This is a genomic window from Xanthomonas sp. NCPPB 3218 (genome assembly GCF_056725185.1).
On sequence record NZ_CM161516.1, the window covers coordinates 2,041,226 to 2,057,806 of the forward strand.

Genomic DNA, 16,581 nt, shown 5'->3' on the forward strand with positions numbered 1-16,581 from the left:
GCTACGTGGTAACAGCGCGGCTACGTCATGCGCTCGAACGACAGGCAAAAAAAAAGACCAGCAAGCTGGTCGTTTTCTTCAAGATTGGTGCGCCCGGAGAGATTCGAACTCCCGACCGCCTGGTTCGTAGCCAGGTACTCTATCCAACTGAGCTACGGGCGCATTATCTTGTTTTGACTTGCATTTCCAACTCGCAGATCCGTCGCAGTGCGATCGAATCCTTGTAACTAAAAAGACAGCGGTTGAAGGCTGTCTCTTATTGTTCTGAAGATGGTGCGCCCGGAGAGATTCGAACTCCCGACCGCCTGGTTCGTAGCCAGGTACTCTATCCAACTGAGCTACGGGCGCGTCGTCAGGAGCGGAATTATGCGGATGCCCGGAGTCCTCGTCAATCCCTTTGTGACATTCGATTGTCGCCACCCTCATCGCCAAGACACCGGCGCAGCGCGGCGGCCACGGCGGCAGGCGTCTTCATCCATGCGAAGTGATCGCTGCGCGCGCCCAGTTGCGCATCGTCCAAGGCAACACGTTCGGCACGTGCCTGCGGCATTTTCTGCAGCAAGGCCTGCAAGGCGCCGGGCGGGCCGAAGCGGTCGCGTGCGAAGGTCACTGCGCTGATCGGCATGTCGAGTTGGCCCAACGCCTGCTCGAGATCCCACGATGTGCCTGCCGCACGATAGCGATTGCTGCGACCGACCTGCGCCCAATCGGCGATCAGGCTGCGCGCCTCGGTGCCGCCGAAACCGAGCCTTCGCCCGTGCAGCACGCCTTGCGTGCGTGCCAGCCATGGCAGCAGCCGGAAGATCAGCGGCAGGCCGTAGCGCATCGGCACCGGAAAATTGCGCCAGTACGGCGAGCCGCTGGCGACCAGCCACAGCTGCGCAATCCGTGCCGGCTGCAACGCGGTATGGCAGCAAGCCAGCTGGCCGCCCAGGCTATGACCGCCCAGCACGCACGGCAGCTGCGGGTCATGCAGGTCGAGCAGCGCGCGGCTGGCGGGGATATCGTCGGCAAGCAGCGTGCGATAGCCCCAGTCGTGCTCGCGCGAGGGGCGCAGGGTGCTGCTGCCGTTGCCGCGCCACTCGTGCAGATACACCGCAATGCCAGCGCTCGCCAAGGCGTGCGCGAACGGCTGGTAGTGCCGGGCGGCAACGCCCAGTGCCGGCAGCCACAGCAGGCTGGCGATCGGCCGCGCCGGTGCGTGGCGCAGCACCTGCCAGGCATGTCCATCCGCTGCGGTCACGGCGAGCGTGCTGGCCTGCACGCTCATGGGCTGGGCGCGGCGCCGAAATGGTCCAGCACCAGCACCTCGCTGTGACCGGGGCTGTGGCCAAGGCGGATGGCGCGCGCGATGTAGTCGATGGCCGCTTCGCAGGCGTTGAGCAGGGAAAGGCCCTGGCACAGCTGCGCGGCAATGGCCGCCGACAGGCTGCAGCCGGTGCCATGCGCATCGACCTGCAGGCGCGGATGCATGAACACGTCCTGGGTGACACCGTCATCGAAACGGTCGATCACCCGCGCGCCCTCGTGCAGGTGACCACCCTTGAGCAGTACCGCGTTGGCGCCGAGTTCGAGCAGGGCGGCGGTGGCATGCTCGGCGGCGTCGGCATCGTCGATGCGGCGGCCGGTCAGCAGTTCGGCTTCGGGCGTATTCGGTGTGATCAGCGTGGCCAGCGGCAGTAGACGCGCGCGCAGGGCCTCCAGCGCGGCGTCTTCGAGCAGGCGGGCGCCACTGGTGGACACCATCACCGGGTCGAGCACCACGAACGGTGGGCGATGGGTTTCGAGCAGATCGGCCACGCAATGGATGACCTCGGCGTTGGCGAGCATGCCGAGTTTGACTGCCTGAATTTCGAAGTCCGCAAAGCAGGCATCGATCTGCGCCCGCAGAAACGCGACCGGGGGGATATGCACGGCAGTGACGGCGCGGGTGTTCTGCGCGGTCAATGCGGCGATCGCCGACAAGCCGTGCACGCGGTGCGCGGCAAAGGTCTTGAGGTCGGCCTGGATGCCGGCACCACCGCCGGAATCGGAGCCGGCGATGGTCAGGGCGGACAGCGTGCTGGACGTGGTCATGGGGGGATTCTGCACTGCTGTCTGGCGGATGTGCGGATCAGCGCGTGCGCCAGCGACGCCACTGCAGATAGCCAACGTAGCCGGCACCGGTCACTCCGGTCAGGCCCGCCGGCAGGTAGAGCGCGTCGTAGTGCCAGCGCTGGAACAGCCAGGTGCCGAGCATGCTGCCGCCGAGAAAGCCGCCGATGATCAGTCCGCTCAGCGTGAGCCGGCGCACCTGCAGCGGGCGCCCGCGCAGCAGATGTCCCAGGCCGATGCCCAGGTCGGTGAACATGCCGCTCAGATGGGTGGTGCGGACCGCTGCGCCGCTGAGGGTGGTGGCCATGGCGTTCTGCAGGCCGCAGGCGCCTGCGGCGACCAACGCGCCGCCGACATGGTGCAGCTTGAACAGTGGGATTGCGGCCAGCAACAGCAGCGCTTCGAGCAGCAGCGCCGCACCGTAGCGCTGTCCCAGCCGCAAGACATCGTCCTGGATGATCAGGCCGCTGAGCATGGCGCCTGCGCAGAAGGCGATCAGGATGCCCCAGAGAAAGCCGATCTCCGGTGCGCTGTTCTGCACCAGGGCCACGCCGAGCAGGCTGGTGGTGCCGGTGAGGTGGCTGACCACCTGATGCTCGGAGCCCAGGTAGCCGACCACGTTGACCATGCCGGCCACGCCCGATAACGCTACCGCGCCGATCCAGACCCAGCGCGGCAGCAGCAGGCCCATCGCGGGTCAGGGCGTACCGTTGACGGCGATCTGCGAGAACGCGCCGGTTTGCGGATCGTACAACGCACCCCAGAAGGCGCTACCGCCATCGCACACCCGGATCGCTTCCTTGGCCGGTTTCACCGGCGGATCGTTCGGGAGTTTGAAGGCGTTGATGTAGATCAGCTGCTGGCCCTGGACCACCACGCCCACGTACTGGCGATCGAAATCGCGCGGCTCGGGGATGGTCGGCGTCAATGCGTCCTGCCGGGATTCGAGCTGTTCGATCTGCTGCTGGCTCGGTGTCCAGTAGCCGGTGATCTGGCCCGGATGCCGCGCCGGGCTGTCGCGCGAGCAGGTGTCCAGCACCTGCTCGGCGATGCCCTGGCGGGTGATGACCCAGGACTGCCCGTTCTTGAGGTTGGTCGGCACGCTCGCTGGCGGCGGCGTGGTCGCGCAGCCGGCCAGTGCCATCACGGCGAGTGCCGCCGCGCCGCGCAGCCTGTGCATCACAGCACCTCCGAGGCGAAGTCGGCCAGACGCGAACGCTCGCCGCGCCGTAGCGTGATATGCGCGCTGTGCGGCCAGGCCTTGAAGCGATCCACCGCATAGGTCAGGCCGGAGGTGGTTTCGGTGAGGTAGGGCGTGTCGATCTGTTCGACATTGCCCAGACACACGATCTTGGTGCCGGGGCCGGCACGGGTGATCAGTGTCTTCATCTGCTTGGGGGTGAGGTTCTGCGCCTCGTCCAGGATCAGGTAGCGCGACAGGAAGGTGCGCCCGCGCATGAAGTTCATCGAGCGGATCTTGATGCGGCTGGCGAGCAGGTCGTTGGTGGCCGCACGCCCCCAGGCGCCGCCGTCCTGGTTGTGGGTGAGCACTTCCAGGTTGTCGGTCAGTGCGCCCATCCACGGCGTCATCTTTTCTTCCTCGGTGCCGGGCAGGAAGCCGATGTCTTCGCCGACGCTGACGGTGGCGCGGGTCATGATGATTTCGCGGTAACGCTGCTGATCCATCGTCTGCGCCAGGCCGGCGGCCAGGGCGAGCAGGGTCTTGCCGGTGCCTGCGGTGCCGAGCAGGGTGACGAAGTCGATTTCCGGGTCCATCAAGGCATTGAGCGCGAAGTTCTGCTCGCGGTTGCGCGCCACGATGCCCCAGACCGCATGCTGGCCGCTGCGGAAATCGTCGACCAGGCACAGCGTGGCCTTGCCGCCGCCGACCTTGGCCACGCGCAGCTCCACTTCGTCCTCGCCCGGCAGGTACAGGTACTGGTTCGGATACCAGTCTTCGTCCTCGGCCAGCACGATCTCGTAATGGGTGCGGCCACGCTCGTTCCAGCTGCGCAGGTCCTGATTGTGCTTTTCCCAGAAGTTGTCCGGCAGCTCGATGGCGCCGGTGAACAGCAGGCTGAAATCGTCCAGCGCGCGATCGTTCTGGTAGTCCTCCGCGTTCAGGCCGCTGATATAGGCCTTGATGCGCAGGTTGATGTCCTTGGACACCAGAATGACCGGCACATCCGGATGCTCTTCGCACAGCGCCAGCACCGAGGCCAGGATCTTGTTGTCCGGGATCATCGCGCCGAAGGTGCGGCCCGGGTCGATCGGATGGATCTGGAAATACAGCCGGCCGATCGCCGCCTGGCCCTTGAGCTGGATACCCTGCGGATGGCTGAGCAGGATGCCGGCCTGGATCTGCTCGGCATTCGTGTTCTCCAGCAGTTCGTCCAGGAAGCGGCTGACCTGGCGCGCATTGCGGCTGACTTCGGACGTGCCCTTCTTGGCGTTGTCGAGTTCCTCGATCACCTGCATCGGCAGGAACACATCGTGTTCCTCGAATTTGAACAGCGCGGTGGGATCGTGCATCAGCACGTTGGTGTCCAGCACGTAGATGCGCTTGCCTCGGGTCATTGGGTCTTCCAAGTGATGGAGCAGGGGCGAGCCATCACGCCTGCAGGGCAGGGTGATGGAGGACACGGGAAACCAGGGGGCGTCACTGTCTGGCGTGCGCCTGCAACGCGGCCAGCACGGCGTCGGCGTGGCCGGCGACCTTGACCTTGCGCCAGGCCTGCACCACCACCCCTTCGGGCGACAGCAGGAAGGTGCTGCGCTCGATGCCGAGCACCTGCTTGCCGTACATGTTCTTTTCCTTGATCACGTCGAAGGCGCGGCACAGGGCCTCGTCGCCATCGCTGACCAGCGGGAAGGTAAATCCCTGCTTGGCGCAGAAATTGTCGTGCGACTTCACCGAGTCGCGCGAGACGCCCAGCACGACCGCGCCGGCCTGGGTGAACTGCGGCAGCAGCGCGTTGAAATCCAGGCCCTCGGTGGTGCAGCCAGGCGTGCTGTCCTTCGGGTAGAAGTACAGCACCACCCACTTGCCGGCATAGCCGCGCAGCGTGGTCTGGGTGCCGCCGGACAGCGACAGTGGCAGGTCGAAGCTTGCAGCAGGTAGTTCGAATACAGCGTCGGTCATCGTTGCTCAGCCCTAAGTGGAGGGGCGTACGGCGCGGTCAAGCCGGGCCGACGTCCATCCCATCATAAGCAGCCACATGGAAACGTTTGGCAAGCGCATCGAACTGCGCATTGCGCTGATTCAGCGACTCGATGGTGTGCTGTTCCAGCTTGTCCACGTGCAGGAAGTAGGACTCTTCGTCGTCGCCATCGTCTTCGTCGCGTTCGCCGAGGAAGATGTCGATGACCCGATAGCCGTCCCGGGTCAGTTGCTCGGCGAGGTGTTGCAGCGGTTGCTGCGCCGGGTCGGCGAAGAAGTATTCCCAGCGCAACGGCCCGTCGAGATTCCAGTCGGTCTCGGAGCGGATGTGCTCGAACATCTGTTTCAGGGCGGAAAGGGCAATGGCCATCGGAACGTCTGCCTCAGAACTTCATCGGGTCCATGATCGCGTCGAGATTGAGGTGATCACAGAATTCCAGGAAATCATCGCGCAACGCGGCGATGTGCATGTTGGCCGGCACGCCGATGGTCACCTGCGCCGAGAACATCTCCGCGCCGGTCTGCATGGCGCGGTAGCGCGTGCTCTGCAGGTTCTCGATGGTGATGCCCTGGCGGTCGAAGAAATCGGCCAGCTGGAACAGGATGCCCGGCTTGTCGGCTGCGATGACTTCGACGATGTAGGGCAGCAGGTTGGACTGGGTCTGCTTGGGGCCGGTGCGGTACCACACCAGCTTCAGGCCTTCCTCGCGCTCGAGCCGGGTCAGCATCGCTTCGAGCTTGGCGACCGAATCCCAGGAGCCGGTGGCCAGGGCGGTGACCGAGACATCGCGCCCCACCGTGGCCAGGCGGGCGTCCACGAGATTGCAGCCGCTGTCGGCGATGCGGCGGGTGACGGGCAACAGGGGGGACTCCGGATGCGTCGTATAGGCGTTGATCAGGAGGTGGTTTTCGGTCGGCGAAGGCCGGGGAGTCGAGTCGGTCAAAGGGGCTTCCGGCATTGCATCAGGCTGAATGGCCGCCCGGGCAGGCGCCCTGGCGGTGACCAGCATACTTGCCCGTGGTTTCGCGCCGCAAGTAACATGCAGGCGGCCACAACCCGCGTGCGCGCGGGCCTTTCCTGTCACGTAAGAGCAGCAGAATCTTGTCCCTTTCCGGCATCATCACCGCGCTGGCGACCCCTTTCGGTCCGGACGGCGCACTCGACCTGGATGCCTGGCGGCGGTTGCTGGAACAGCAACTGCACGGCGGCGTGCAGGGAATCGTCGTCGCCGGTTCCACCGGCGAGGCCGCGGCATTGAGCGACGAGGAGTACGACACCTTGTTGCGTGCCGCCGCCGCGCAGGTGGCCGGCCGTGTGCCGGTGCTGGCCGGTACCGGCCTGTCGGGCACCGCCAAGACCATCGCGCAGACGCGCCGCGCTGCGGCGCTGGGTGCGCAGTACGCGCTGGTGGTGACGCCGCCGTACGTGCGTCCGACCCAGGCCGGGCTGCAGGCACATTTCCAGGCGGTTGCCGACAACGGCGGGCTGCCGGTGGTGCTGTACAACGTGCCCGGCCGCACCGGATGCGATCTGTTGCCGGAGACGGTTGCCGCACTGGTCGGCCATCCGAATATCGTCGGTATCAAGGAAGCGCGCAGCGAGCCGGAGCGCGTCGCCGCGCTGGTGGCGCTGCGCAGCGAGTCCTTCGTCGTGCTCAGCGGTGACGATGGCAGCGCCGCGCAGGCGATGCTGTCCGGTGCCGACGGGCTGATTTCGGTGGCGTCCAACGCGTTGCCGTCGGCGTACCGGCGGCTGTGCGATCTGGCCCGCGATGGTCAGCGCGAGGCGGCCACCACGTGGGACGCACGCCTGAGCGAGTACCACAGTTTCTGCGGGATCGAATCCAATCCCATCCCGGTCAAGGCGCTGCTGCAGCGCGCCGGGATCGGGCACGGCCTGCGCCTGCCGTTACTGCCCCTTTCTGCGGCGCACCAGCCTGCCGCCGACCGCCTTGCCGCCGACGCTGTTGCGTTGGAAGCGCTTTCCAGCCGCGAAATGCTCGCGGCCTGACCCAGGAGATTTATCGATGCGTCATTCCGTTTCCCCCGTCCGCGTGCTCTCGCTCGCGTTGCTGGCGACCGCCACCGTCGCCGCCACGAGCGGTTGCAGCTGGTTCCACAAGGGCGCACGCGGTGACTACGCGCTGGCCCCGGAAGCCCGTCCGCTGGAAGTGCCGCCGGATCTGAACCTGCCCGACACCTCCGGTGCGATGAAGGTGCCGACGCTGGCATCGAGCGCGCAGCAAAACACTTCGGCGCCACCGTCCGCCAGCGCCAACAGCGGTTTCACCGTGCCGGGCGAGCGCGACGAGGTGTTCGCCAAGGTTGGCGCGGCGCTGGCCGACATTCCCGGCCTGACCATCGCCAGCAAGGCGCAGATGCTCGGTTCCTACGACGTCAGCTACGAAGGCTCCAGCTTCCTGGTGCGCGTGGTGAAGGTCGAAGCCGGCAGCTATGTGTCAGCGGTGGATCCGCGCGGCATGCCGGCCACTGCGGCAGCGCCGGTGGCGGTCATCACGGCGTTGAAGGGCAAGCTGGGCGGCTGAGGCCGCTGCAGCAACTGCAGACAGCAGAACGGGCGCTTCGGGCGCCCGTTTTGCGTTCTGGTGCGTGGTATCGCTTTATCGCTGCGTTGTCGCCGGCTGGATGCTACCAGGCGCCGTTTCAGCGTTGCAGCAGTGGCAGCTTGTTCGGCTTGCCGTCCCACTCGGCGGCATCGGGCAGCGGCTCCTGGCGCACGGTCAGCACCGGCCAGGCCTTGGCCAGCTCGGCGTTGAGCGCGACAAAGCCTTCCTGACCTGCCGGGACGTCGTCTTCCGGGTAGATCGCATTGGCCGGGCATTCCGGCTCGCACAGCGTGCAGTCGATGCACTCATCCGGGTCGATGACCAGGAAATTCGGGCCGACATGGAAGCAATCCACCGGACAGACCTCGACACAGTCGGTGTATTTGCACTTGATGCAGTTTTCGGTGACAACAAAAGGCATGGCGGAATCCGGCGTTTAGCCTGTCAATTCTAAAGCAGTCCGGTGGCCGGTGTGGGGTTGGCCGGGATTTGTCGGCCTCCAGCCCTGGCCGCGCGGCGCGGTCCTGACCGTCTCCGGTCAGGCCAGCCCGCGCTGCCTGGCCAGTGCGAACAATCCCGTGGCAGCCAGATCTTCCCGATGCAGCTGCGTCCGCACGCCCAACTGCGCCAGCGCCAGCGCGTAGCGCTGCGCCAGGCCGGGGCTGCCGACCAGGTGCACGGTGGCGTGACTGCCGCGCTGCTCGCGCAGTTCGTGGCCGATCAGCAGGCCCGAGAGGTAGGACGGCAGCGCGGTGGCGGTGAGGCGGTCGAACAGGCCCAGCGTGCGGGCGCCGAACAGGTGGTGGCTGAGGCCACCGGGCGCGGCGCTGCGGTCGACGCCTTGCGCGAAGGCGTCGGTGTCCAGGTCCGCAGGGTCGTCCTGCATCAGCTTGCCCAGGATGCTGTGCTGGCGCAGCACCGCATACAGCTCGCCGGTCATGACGGTGGCGAAACCGGTCAGCTGGCCGTGCGCGATCTGCGCCCATTTGCTGTGGGTGCCGGGCAGGCAGGCGACGTGCTCGCCATCGCCGAGTGCGGCGATCAGGCCGACCAGCTGTGTTTCCTCGCCGCGCATGACATCGGGCACACCGTGCTGCTCGCCGGTGCTTACGCCGGGGACGAACCACAGCGTGCGCCCGGGCAGCAGGTCGGTGTAGCTGCGCATCGCCTGCGCCAGGGCGGCGGTATCGGCCGGGCAGGGCAGATAGGCCTGCTCGACCCAGCCATTGCGGCTGCCGATCATGCCCGACAGCAGCAGCGGGCCATCCCAGCCGTCGATCAGCGTGCTCAGCACCTCGGCGAAGCGGCCCTGGCAGGCCAGGATGCCGTCGCTGCCGCGGCGTTGCTCCAGCACCGTGCCGTCGGCAGCGAGCAGGTAGCCACGCAGGCTGCTGGTGCCCCAGTCGATGGCGATCATGCGCTGGCCACCCGGCTCTCGGGCAGGCCCTTGATCGGCACGTCGCAGACGTACAGACCGCCGGCTTCCGGCGTGCGTGCCAGTTCTTCGGCGCTGTGGTCCAGGCGCGAGCTGATCACGTGCAGGCGGTCCAGCGCGGCGCCGCCGAGGGCGCTGCAGGTGGGGTGCTTGACCGGCAACTGCACGATGCGCTCGATGCTGCCGTCGGGGCGGTAACGCACCACGCGCCAGGCGCGCCATTGCGCATTCCACAGATGGCCTTCGCTGTCGATGATGGAGCCGTCCGGCTCGGCATTGTCGCGATCCAGCGTGGTGAACACGCGCACGTTGCTGGTCTGCGCAGTGTCGGCGTCGTAATCGCAGCACAGGATCTGCGGGCGCAGCGAGTCGCAGTAATAGAGCGTGCGGCCGTCGGGGCTGAAGCAGATCGAGTTGGGGATCGACACGCCCGGCAGCGGCAACGCACGCAGGCCGTGGCGCAGCGAAAACTGGTATATCGCGCCGCGTGCGGCCTTGTGGTCGTGCTCGTCCATGGTGCCGAACACGAGGTTGCCGTTACGGTCGGCGCGGCCGTCGTTGCTGCGCGTGTGCGGGTTGTCGACTTCCATATCGGCCAGGTGCTCGAGCGGCAGCGTGTCGGCGTCGGCGTTGTCGGGGTCGGCGATGCAGACCGACTTGGCCAGCGCGATCATCACGCGGCCGTCGTCCATCAGGCCGAGGCAACCGGGGCGGTCCGGCAGCGTCCAGTACTGCGTGTGTGCGCTGTGCGGATGATGCCGCCACAGCCGCTTCTCGCTGATGTCCACCCAGTACAGCGCTTCACGTTGCTCGCACCACAGCACGCCTTCGCCATGCGTGCAGCGGCTGTCGACCGCCAGCACGGCGGTGTGTTCTGGCGTGCTCACCATTCGGCGATACTGCCATCGCTGTGACGCCAGACCGGGTTGCGCCAGTCCGGCGGATTTTCGTTTGCGCGCTTGAGCATGTCTTCGTCGATCTCCACACCGAGCCCGGGTTTGGGCAGCGCGGCGATACTGCCATCGACACACTGAAAATCGTCTTTATTGATGACGTAATCGAGCAGGTCGGCGCCTTCGTTGTAGTGGATGCCGATGCTCTGTTCCTGCAGCACCGCGTTGTGCGAAACGAAGTCCACGTGCAGGCAGGCGGCCAGCGCGATCGGCCCGAGCGGGCAGTGCGGGGCGAAGCCGACATCGTAGGCTTCGGCCATCGCGGCGATCTTGACGCACTCGGTGATGCCGCCGGCATGCGACAGGTCCGGCTGCACCATGCCGATACCGCCGGCGCACAGCACGTTCTTGAATTCGAAGCGCGAGAACATGCGCTCGCCGGCCGCCAGCGGAATCGAGGTGCTCGCGGCCAGGCGCGGGTAGTACTCGGCCTGCTCGGCCAGCACCGGTTCTTCGACGAACAGCGGCTTGAACGGCTCCAGCTCGCGCAGCAGCGCCTTGGCCATCGGCGCGCCGACGCGGCCGTGAAAGTCGATGCCGAAGTCGATGCTGTTGCCGAAGGCTTCGCGGATCTCGGCGACCTTGACCACGGCGGCATCGACGGCGCGCGCGCTGTCGATCAGCTTCATTTCCTCGGTGCCGTTGAACTTGAAGGTGTCAAAGCCCAGCGCACGGTAGTCGGTGATCTGCTGGATGATCGCGCCCGGGCGGTCGCCGCCGACCCAGCGATAGGTCTTCATGCGATCGCGCACCAGCCCGCCCAGCAGCTCGTACACCGGCACGCCCAGGGCCTTGCCCTTGATGTCCCACAAGGCCTGGTCGATACCGGCGATGGCGCTCATCAGGATGGCGCCGCCACGGTAGAAACCGGCGCGGTACATGGTCTGCCACAGGTCGTTGATGCGCGCCGGATCCTTGCCGACGACGTAGCCGGCCAGTTCGTGCACGGCGGCTTCCACCGAGCGCGCGCGGCCTTCGATGACCGGCTCTCCCCAGCCGGTGATGCCCTCGTCGGTTTCGACCTTGAGGAACAGCCAGCGCGGTGCGGCATGGTAGGTGGTGAGGCGGGTGATCTTCATCCTTGCAGTTCCTGGTAGGCCTGCACGAAGGCGCGTGCATGCGTCTGGGTCGTTTCGAGCGATTGCGCGGGTTTGTACAGTTCGCCACCGATGCCGGCGCCAGCGGCGCCCTGGGCAAGGAAGCCGGCCAGGGTCTGCGGGCTGACGCCGCCGACCACGTAGACCGGAATGTGCTTGGGCAGCACCGAGCGCAGCGCGCGCACATGCGCGGCGCCATAGGTGGCTGCCGGGAACAGCTTCAGGATCGTGGCGCCGGCATCGATGGCGTCGAACGCCTCGCTGGCGGTGGCGAAACCGGCGACCACGGTGAGCCCGCGCGACACCGCATGGCGGATCAGCGAGGGGCGCGTATTCGGGGTGACGATGAAGCGCGCACCGATCTCGGCCAGGGTGTCGACATCGTCGTTGCGCAGCACGGTGCCGGCGCCGATCCAGGCGCGCTCGCCGTAGGTCTGCTGGGCCAGGGCGATGCTCTCGGCCCAGCGCGGCGAATTGAGCGGGATCTCGATCGCGTCGAAGCCGGCGTCGATCAGTGCACCGACATGGTCGAGCGTTTCTTCCGGCGTGATGCCACGCAGGATGGCGATCAGCGGCAGGGCGAACAGGCTGGCGGTGGTGTCTGAGGTCATCGTGTTACTCGCGATAGAGCGGAAAGCGGCCGTCAGCGCCCGGATGGGCGCCAGCGTCGGGGGAAGTTGCAGCGCTGCACGGCAGCGCGCGGAGGGCGGCAGGCAGCCGCGACGAGGTGGCTGCCGCACTTGCGTGCGCACTCCAACGGCCTGTAATTGGCCGGCAAGTTGCCGTCATCGTCGTCCACCTCCGCAATCATGGCGTGCGTGTTGCCATCTCGTGGAAGATGGGTCACGTCTGTTCTGGCCGCGCCCGGGAGGTAGGGGCTCCTGCTGCGGCGTTCGATAGCCTCGCGCGGGGAGATATGTGCTGCAAATGAAATTTTCGGCATATTCTATTCCTCCTACGAATACAGCTGCGTGGCGATACCCCATGGCAAATTCCGGTACTCCCTGGTTCAACGCTGCCCGCCTCAAGACGCGCCAGCTCCTGCTGCTGCTGCATCTGCACGAACAACGCTCGGTGCTGCGCGCGGCCGAGGCCGCCAGCATGACCCAACCGGCCGCCTCCAAGCTGCTGGCGGAAATGGAAGACATGCTGGGGGTGAAACTGTTCGAGCGGCATGCCCGCGGGGTGGAGCCCACCTGGTACGGTCATGTGCTGATCCGGCGTGCGCGTGCGGCGATGTCGGAGATCGGACGGGCGCAGGAGGAAATCGCCGCGCTGCGCGCCGGGAGGATGGGCCAAGCCTCGATCGGTACGGTGGTCAATCCGGGTACTAACCTGGTGCCGCAGGCGATCGCCGAGGTCAAGCGCGAGTTCCCCGACATCCTGGTGCGGGTGGAAATGGATTACAGCCGCCCGCTAGTGGCCAAGTTGCTGGACGGCCAGTTGGACATCGTGATCGGCCGCATCCTGGGGCCGGAGGGCGTGGGCGAGCTGGAGTTCGAGCCGCTGGCCGACGAGCCGCATTCGGTGATCGCGCGTGCCGGCCACCCGCTGGCCAGTCGGACCGGCCTGCAGCATGCGGATCTGGTGCGGCATGGCTGGATCCTGCCGCCGGCCGACAGCGTGCTGCGCGCGCGGCTGGATTCAATGTTCATGGAGCACGGCGTGCAGACGCCGACCAATGCGATCGAGACCTCGTCGCTGCCGGTGACCTCCACGCTGTTGCGTGGCACCGACATGCTGACCGCCTTGCCGGTGGAGTCGGTGGCGCCGCTGATCCAGGCCAAGCTGCTGACCGTGCTGCCGATCGAGCTGGGCGTCCGCATGGAGTCGTTCGGCATCATCCGGCGGCGCGATTACATCCTGCCGCCCGGGGCCGAGCGCATTCTGCAGGCGCTGCGCACCACCGCGCGGCGTTTGTACCCCGGTCTGCGCGGGCCGGAATCCGCCGGTTAAGCGGGCTCTTCCATTTGTATTCCGGCACGGCATACCAGGCTGTGAATTTTTCATTGGCTGGCGCTAGACCACGCGCCTATATCTGTGAGCCAGATCGCACGCTGAAGCGCACGTGAAGTCGGGCAGGTGATCGGCGGGCAAACCGTCAGATAGAGGGAGGGGCAGGCGTCCGTGCCGGCTCCGCCGTGATCACGCGGGCCGCGTCGCGGCGCCGCGACAACCAGTCTTCAGTCGTCTTGCGTCCTGGGAGGGATTCAGATGTACAAGTTTTCAAGCCATGCCTCGGCAGGGACGGGCGTGCACGCACGTCGTACCCCGCGTTTGCGTCATTCGGCCATGGCCGTCAGCATCGGGTTGCTGCTCGCCGCCCCCGTCTATGCGCAACAGGCGCAGTCGTCGCAGGCCGCCTCCAGCGCCAATGGCGGCACCAGCGCGGTGGATCTGGACACGGTGGAAGTGCGCGGCGTGCGCGCCAGCCTGATCAAGTCGCAGGTGATCAAGCGCGATGCCAGCCAGATCGTGGATTCGGTCAGTGCCGAAGACATCGGCGCCTTGCCCGACCGCAGCGTCACCGAAACCCTGCAGCGCGTCAGCGGCGTGACCATCGATCACTTCGCCGCACGCAGCGATCCGGACCATTTCTCCGCCGAAGGCAGCGGCGTGATGATCCGCGGCCTGACCCAGGTGCGCGGCGAACTCAATGGGCGCGACATCTTCAGCGCCGCCAGCGGCCGCGGGCTGAGCTTCGAAGACGTGCCGGCCGAGTTGATGGCCGGTGTGGACGTCTACAAGAACCCCTCGGCGGAAATCATCGAAGGCGGGCTGGGCGGCACGGTCAATCTGCGTACGCGCATGCCGTTCGACAATCCGGGCCGGATCGTCGGCGGCAATGTCGATTACAACTACGGCGACATGAGCAAGAAGTACAAGCCGTCGGCCTCGTTCCTGTTCAGCGACCGCTGGAACACCGGCATCGGCGAAATGGGCTTCATGATCGACGTCGCGCATTCGGAGCTGGCCACGCGCTCGGACGGCATCCAGGTGGAGCCGTACGTGCGGCGGACCGATGAGGCCGTGCTGGCCGGCAGCGGGCGCAGCGAAGTGTTCGTGCCGGGTGGGGTGAACTGGCGTCAGCTGGATTTCGAGCGCAAGCGCGACGGGATCGCGGCGGCGTTCCAGTGGAAGCCCAGTGACGCCACCGAGATCTATGCGCAGTTCCTGCGCTCGCGCTACGAGATGAACTGGCAGGAGCGCGCCGCGTTCTTCAACGACAGCAACAACAGCATCACGCCGGCACCGGGCACCACCTTCGACTACGACGATCGCGGCGCCTTCCTGCGCGGCTCGCCGGTATCCAGCTCGTGGCGCGGGGTGCTCACCGGCGATGGTGTGCGCTTCAATACCGATAACCGCTATTCCGAACAGCGCACCACCACCACCGACATGTCGGTGGGCTTCAGCCATTTCTTCAACGACAACCTGCAGATCAAGGGCGATATGCAGCTGGTGGAGTCGGAGAACGAACAGCTGGATTTCACCGTGTTCAGTGCGACCTATCTGCCGGGCCTGTCGTACGACGTGTCGGGCAAGTATCCCAGCGTGCAGATCGCCAATCCGGGCTTTACCCAGGACCCGTCCAACTACTTCTGGGCGGCGGCAATGGACCATCTGGGCAAGAACCGCGGGCGGCAGCTGTCCACGCGCGTGGATCTGGAATACACCTTCGATGACAGCAGCTGGTTGCGCTTTGCGCGCTTCGGCATGCGCGCCACCGACCGCAATCAGATCAACAAGAATTCCGGCTACAACTGGGGCGTGATCTCCGACAACTGGGCCGCCATTCCGGGCACCAGCAACGGCTTGGCGAATATGTCCGAGTTCATGACCGACCAGTCGTCGTTGTTCACCTTCTCCGACTTCTTCCGCGGCGGGGTGAACGTGCCGACCACGCTGGTGGTGCCCAACAGCAGCCTGGTCAACAACTACCGCTCCGCCTCGCAGATGATCCAGCAGATCGTGGCGCTGCGCGGCTACGGCTGGGCGCCGGACACCTATCAGCCACAGGACACCAACCGCCAGCACGAACGCACCCAGGCCGCCTACGCGGCGCTGTACTTCGGCAACGACGAGGCCTGGGGCGTGCCGGTGGACGGCAACGTCGGCATCCGCGTGGTGCAGACCAAGACCCAGGCCGAGGGCTTCGGCCAGTTCCAGAACCTGGCCGGGCTCAATGTCTCGCCGGAACTGCAGGCGCGCTATACCGGGCAGTACTTCGAGAACAACTCTCAGGGCAGCTATACCAACGTGCTGCCCAGCCTGAACCTGCGGCTGCGCTTCACCGACAGCCTGCAGTGGCGCTTTGCCGCCTCCAAGGCGATGGCGCGCCCGGACTACACTCAGCTGCAGCCGTATGTGTTGCTCAACGTGGAAACCAACGACGCCGGCCAGGCGACCGATTTTGTCGGCACCGCCGGCAACCCGAACCTCAAGCCGATGGTGGCCAACCAGTTCGACACTGCGCTGGAGTGGTATTTCGACACCAGCGACATGCTGTACGCCACGCTGTTCTACAAGAAGGTCAAGGATTACTTCTCCACCCAGACCCGCAGCGAGGTATACGACAACCGCCCCTGGCTGGTGACGCGCCCGTACAACATGGACGAGGGCACCATCCGCGGCGCGGAGCTGGGCTATACCCAGTTCTTCGACCAGTTGCCGGGCTGGTTGAGCGGGTTCGGCGTCAATGCCAACTTCACCTTCGTCGACAGCCAGGGCGGCGCCAACACCGCCACCGACCCGTACACCAATACCACCGTCACCGGTGTCGAGCTGCCGCTGGAAGGCCTGTCGCGGCGCAGCTACAACCTGGCCGGCATCTACGAAAAGGGCCCGTTGTCGCTGCGCCTGGCCTACAACTGGCGCTCGCGTTACCTGCTGACCACCAGCGATGCGTCCACCCGTCTGCCGACCTGGGCCGATGACTACGGCCAGCTCGACGGCTCGTTCTTCTACCGCTTCAACGAGCATCTGCAACTGGGCGTGCAGGCCAACAACCTGACCAACACGGTGACCAAGGTGCTGATGGGGCCGACCTCGTACGAAGGCGGCGAGGTGGATCCGCGTCTGTATACGCGCTCCTCGTTCGTCAACGACCGGCGCTATTCGCTGGTGCTGCGCATGAACTGGTAAGCGCGGGCCATCACGGAACTGCCGTGCGCGGGCTCGCAGACTTGAGCCCGCTTTGGCCGCTCCGGCCATCCGGATCCGCAATGCCAGACCCAGCGGGTTTGTCGGCGTTGTTATAGGTTTTACGAATACC

17 protein-coding genes and 2 tRNA genes are annotated in these 16,581 nt (G+C 66.1%); 4 read left to right on the forward strand and 15 right to left on the reverse strand.

The features are described 5' to 3' along the window. Positions 1-85: 85 nt before the first annotated feature. From AC1PLS_RS09105 to AC1PLS_RS09150, 10 genes are all read right to left on the reverse strand, one after another. Positions 86-162: transfer RNA gene (locus AC1PLS_RS09105), tRNA-Arg, on the reverse strand. A 109-nt stretch (positions 163-271) separates the two neighbouring features. After that, positions 272-348, reverse strand: a tRNA-Arg gene (locus tag AC1PLS_RS09110). Positions 349-388: 40 nt separating this feature from the next. Next, positions 389-1,270 (reverse strand): alpha/beta hydrolase family protein, encoded by an 882-nt coding sequence (locus AC1PLS_RS09115; protein ID WP_184434301.1) that lies wholly within the window; start codon positions 1,268-1,270, stop codon positions 389-391. Further along, entirely contained in the window at positions 1,267-2,076 is an 810-nt protein-coding gene (thiD, locus tag AC1PLS_RS09120; protein ID WP_065032314.1) for a bifunctional hydroxymethylpyrimidine kinase/phosphomethylpyrimidine kinase, read from the reverse strand. The genes AC1PLS_RS09115 and thiD overlap by 4 nt, the downstream gene beginning before the upstream one ends. Before the next feature lie 37 nt (positions 2,077-2,113). Next, positions 2,114-2,785: a YoaK family protein gene (locus AC1PLS_RS09125; RefSeq protein ID WP_046342370.1), complete on the reverse strand. Its 672-nt coding sequence runs from the start codon at positions 2,783-2,785 to the stop codon at positions 2,114-2,116. 6 nt (positions 2,786-2,791) lie between these two features. Further along, a complete protein-coding gene (locus AC1PLS_RS09130; protein WP_054591118.1) occupies positions 2,792-3,274 on the reverse strand; it encodes a hypothetical protein in 483 nt (160 codons plus the stop codon). Then, a complete protein-coding gene (locus tag AC1PLS_RS09135; RefSeq protein WP_016904785.1) occupies positions 3,274-4,671 on the reverse strand; it encodes a PhoH family protein in 1,398 nt (465 codons plus the stop codon). Before AC1PLS_RS09135 ends, AC1PLS_RS09130 begins: the two co-directional genes overlap by 1 nt. An 82-nt stretch (positions 4,672-4,753) precedes the next feature. Next, positions 4,754-5,236, reverse strand: a complete 483-nt coding sequence (locus AC1PLS_RS09140; protein WP_167708809.1) for a peroxiredoxin — start codon at positions 5,234-5,236, stop codon at positions 4,754-4,756. Between the two features lie 37 nt (positions 5,237-5,273). Beyond that, entirely contained in the window at positions 5,274-5,624 is a 351-nt protein-coding gene (locus tag AC1PLS_RS09145) for a ribonuclease E inhibitor RraB (RefSeq protein ID WP_039515997.1), read from the reverse strand. Between the two features lie 13 nt (positions 5,625-5,637). Continuing rightward, entirely contained in the window at positions 5,638-6,264 is a 627-nt protein-coding gene (locus AC1PLS_RS09150; protein ID WP_002813792.1) for a glycine cleavage system transcriptional repressor, read from the reverse strand. 92 nt (positions 6,265-6,356) lie between these two features. Here AC1PLS_RS09150 and dapA point away from each other — a divergent pair, with 92 nt between their 5' ends. Both dapA and AC1PLS_RS09160 read left to right on the forward strand, forming a co-directional pair. Then, on the forward strand, positions 6,357-7,265 hold the full coding sequence (gene dapA, locus AC1PLS_RS09155; protein WP_184434304.1) for a 4-hydroxy-tetrahydrodipicolinate synthase: 909 nt from the start codon (positions 6,357-6,359) through the stop codon (positions 7,263-7,265). 16 nt (positions 7,266-7,281) lie between these two features. After that, positions 7,282-7,800: a hypothetical protein gene (locus tag AC1PLS_RS09160; RefSeq protein WP_024939787.1), complete on the forward strand. Its 519-nt coding sequence runs from the start codon at positions 7,282-7,284 to the stop codon at positions 7,798-7,800. A 118-nt stretch (positions 7,801-7,918) separates the two neighbouring features. Here the strand turns inward: AC1PLS_RS09160 and fdxA are convergent, their stop codons facing one another. The 5 genes from fdxA to AC1PLS_RS09185 all read right to left on the reverse strand — a co-directional run bounded on the left by fdxA (position 7,919) and on the right by AC1PLS_RS09185 (position 11,917). Next, complete coding sequence (gene fdxA, locus AC1PLS_RS09165) at positions 7,919-8,242, reverse strand: ferredoxin FdxA (RefSeq protein WP_006453280.1); 324 nt, start codon at positions 8,240-8,242, stop codon at positions 7,919-7,921. Positions 8,243-8,359: 117 nt separating this feature from the next. Further along, positions 8,360-9,238 (reverse strand): 2-dehydro-3-deoxygalactonokinase, encoded by an 879-nt coding sequence (locus tag AC1PLS_RS09170; protein ID WP_054591116.1) that lies wholly within the window; start codon positions 9,236-9,238, stop codon positions 8,360-8,362. Beyond that, positions 9,235-10,146 carry an SMP-30/gluconolactonase/LRE family protein gene (locus AC1PLS_RS09175; protein WP_184434307.1) on the reverse strand — a complete coding sequence of 304 codons (912 nt, stop codon included), beginning with the start codon at positions 10,144-10,146 and terminating at the stop codon, positions 9,235-9,237. Before AC1PLS_RS09175 ends, AC1PLS_RS09170 begins: the two co-directional genes overlap by 4 nt. Further along, a complete protein-coding gene (gene dgoD, locus AC1PLS_RS09180) occupies positions 10,140-11,288 on the reverse strand; it encodes a galactonate dehydratase (RefSeq protein ID WP_024939784.1) in 1,149 nt (382 codons plus the stop codon). Before dgoD ends, AC1PLS_RS09175 begins: the two co-directional genes overlap by 7 nt. Continuing rightward, positions 11,285-11,917 carry a 2-dehydro-3-deoxy-6-phosphogalactonate aldolase gene (locus AC1PLS_RS09185; RefSeq protein ID WP_039520823.1) on the reverse strand — a complete coding sequence of 211 codons (633 nt, stop codon included), beginning with the start codon at positions 11,915-11,917 and terminating at the stop codon, positions 11,285-11,287. Before AC1PLS_RS09185 ends, dgoD begins: the two co-directional genes overlap by 4 nt. 373 nt (positions 11,918-12,290) lie before the next feature. On the opposite strand from AC1PLS_RS09185, the gene AC1PLS_RS09190 reads away from it, so the two are divergent. Together AC1PLS_RS09190 and AC1PLS_RS09195 are read left to right on the forward strand one after the other, a co-directional pair. Further along, complete coding sequence (locus tag AC1PLS_RS09190) at positions 12,291-13,262, forward strand: LysR family transcriptional regulator (protein ID WP_104608143.1); 972 nt, start codon at positions 12,291-12,293, stop codon at positions 13,260-13,262. 258 nt (positions 13,263-13,520) lie between these two features. After that, the gene (locus AC1PLS_RS09195) at positions 13,521-16,451 is read left to right on the forward strand and encodes a TonB-dependent receptor (protein WP_481104412.1); all 2,931 of its coding nucleotides are present in this window, start codon (positions 13,521-13,523) and stop codon (positions 16,449-16,451) included. Positions 16,452-16,581 lie beyond the last annotated feature (130 nt).

Excerpts from the sequence above, each read along its gene's own strand:
- AC1PLS_RS09175 (WP_184434307.1), bottom strand. The coding sequence starts at position 10,146 with ATGGTGAGCACGCCAGAACACACCGCCGTGCTGGCGGTCGACAGCCGC.
- dgoD (WP_024939784.1), bottom strand. The coding sequence starts at position 11,288 with ATGAAGATCACCCGCCTCACCACCTACCATGCCGCACCGCGCTGGCTG.
- AC1PLS_RS09160 (WP_024939787.1), top strand. The coding sequence starts at position 7,282 with ATGCGTCATTCCGTTTCCCCCGTCCGCGTGCTCTCGCTCGCGTTGCTG.
- fdxA (WP_006453280.1), bottom strand. The coding sequence starts at position 8,242 with ATGCCTTTTGTTGTCACCGAAAACTGCATCAAGTGCAAATACACCGAC.
- AC1PLS_RS09140 (WP_167708809.1), bottom strand. The coding sequence starts at position 5,236 with ATGACCGACGCTGTATTCGAACTACCTGCTGCAAGCTTCGACCTGCCA.
- AC1PLS_RS09130 (WP_054591118.1), bottom strand. The coding sequence starts at position 3,274 with ATGCACAGGCTGCGCGGCGCGGCGGCACTCGCCGTGATGGCACTGGCC.
- AC1PLS_RS09150 (WP_002813792.1), bottom strand. The coding sequence starts at position 6,264 with ATGCTGGTCACCGCCAGGGCGCCTGCCCGGGCGGCCATTCAGCCTGAT.
- AC1PLS_RS09135 (WP_016904785.1), bottom strand. The coding sequence starts at position 4,671 with ATGACCCGAGGCAAGCGCATCTACGTGCTGGACACCAACGTGCTGATG.
- AC1PLS_RS09145 (WP_039515997.1), bottom strand. The coding sequence starts at position 5,624 with ATGGCCATTGCCCTTTCCGCCCTGAAACAGATGTTCGAGCACATCCGC.
- AC1PLS_RS09115 (WP_184434301.1), bottom strand. The coding sequence starts at position 1,270 with ATGAGCGTGCAGGCCAGCACGCTCGCCGTGACCGCAGCGGATGGACAT.
- AC1PLS_RS09190 (WP_104608143.1), top strand. The coding sequence starts at position 12,291 with ATGGCAAATTCCGGTACTCCCTGGTTCAACGCTGCCCGCCTCAAGACG.
- AC1PLS_RS09195 (WP_481104412.1), top strand. The coding sequence starts at position 13,521 with ATGTACAAGTTTTCAAGCCATGCCTCGGCAGGGACGGGCGTGCACGCA.
- AC1PLS_RS09185 (WP_039520823.1), bottom strand. The coding sequence starts at position 11,917 with ATGACCTCAGACACCACCGCCAGCCTGTTCGCCCTGCCGCTGATCGCC.
- AC1PLS_RS09125 (WP_046342370.1), bottom strand. The coding sequence starts at position 2,785 with ATGGGCCTGCTGCTGCCGCGCTGGGTCTGGATCGGCGCGGTAGCGTTA.
- AC1PLS_RS09170 (WP_054591116.1), bottom strand. The coding sequence starts at position 9,238 with ATGATCGCCATCGACTGGGGCACCAGCAGCCTGCGTGGCTACCTGCTC.
- thiD (WP_065032314.1), bottom strand. The coding sequence starts at position 2,076 with ATGACCACGTCCAGCACGCTGTCCGCCCTGACCATCGCCGGCTCCGAT.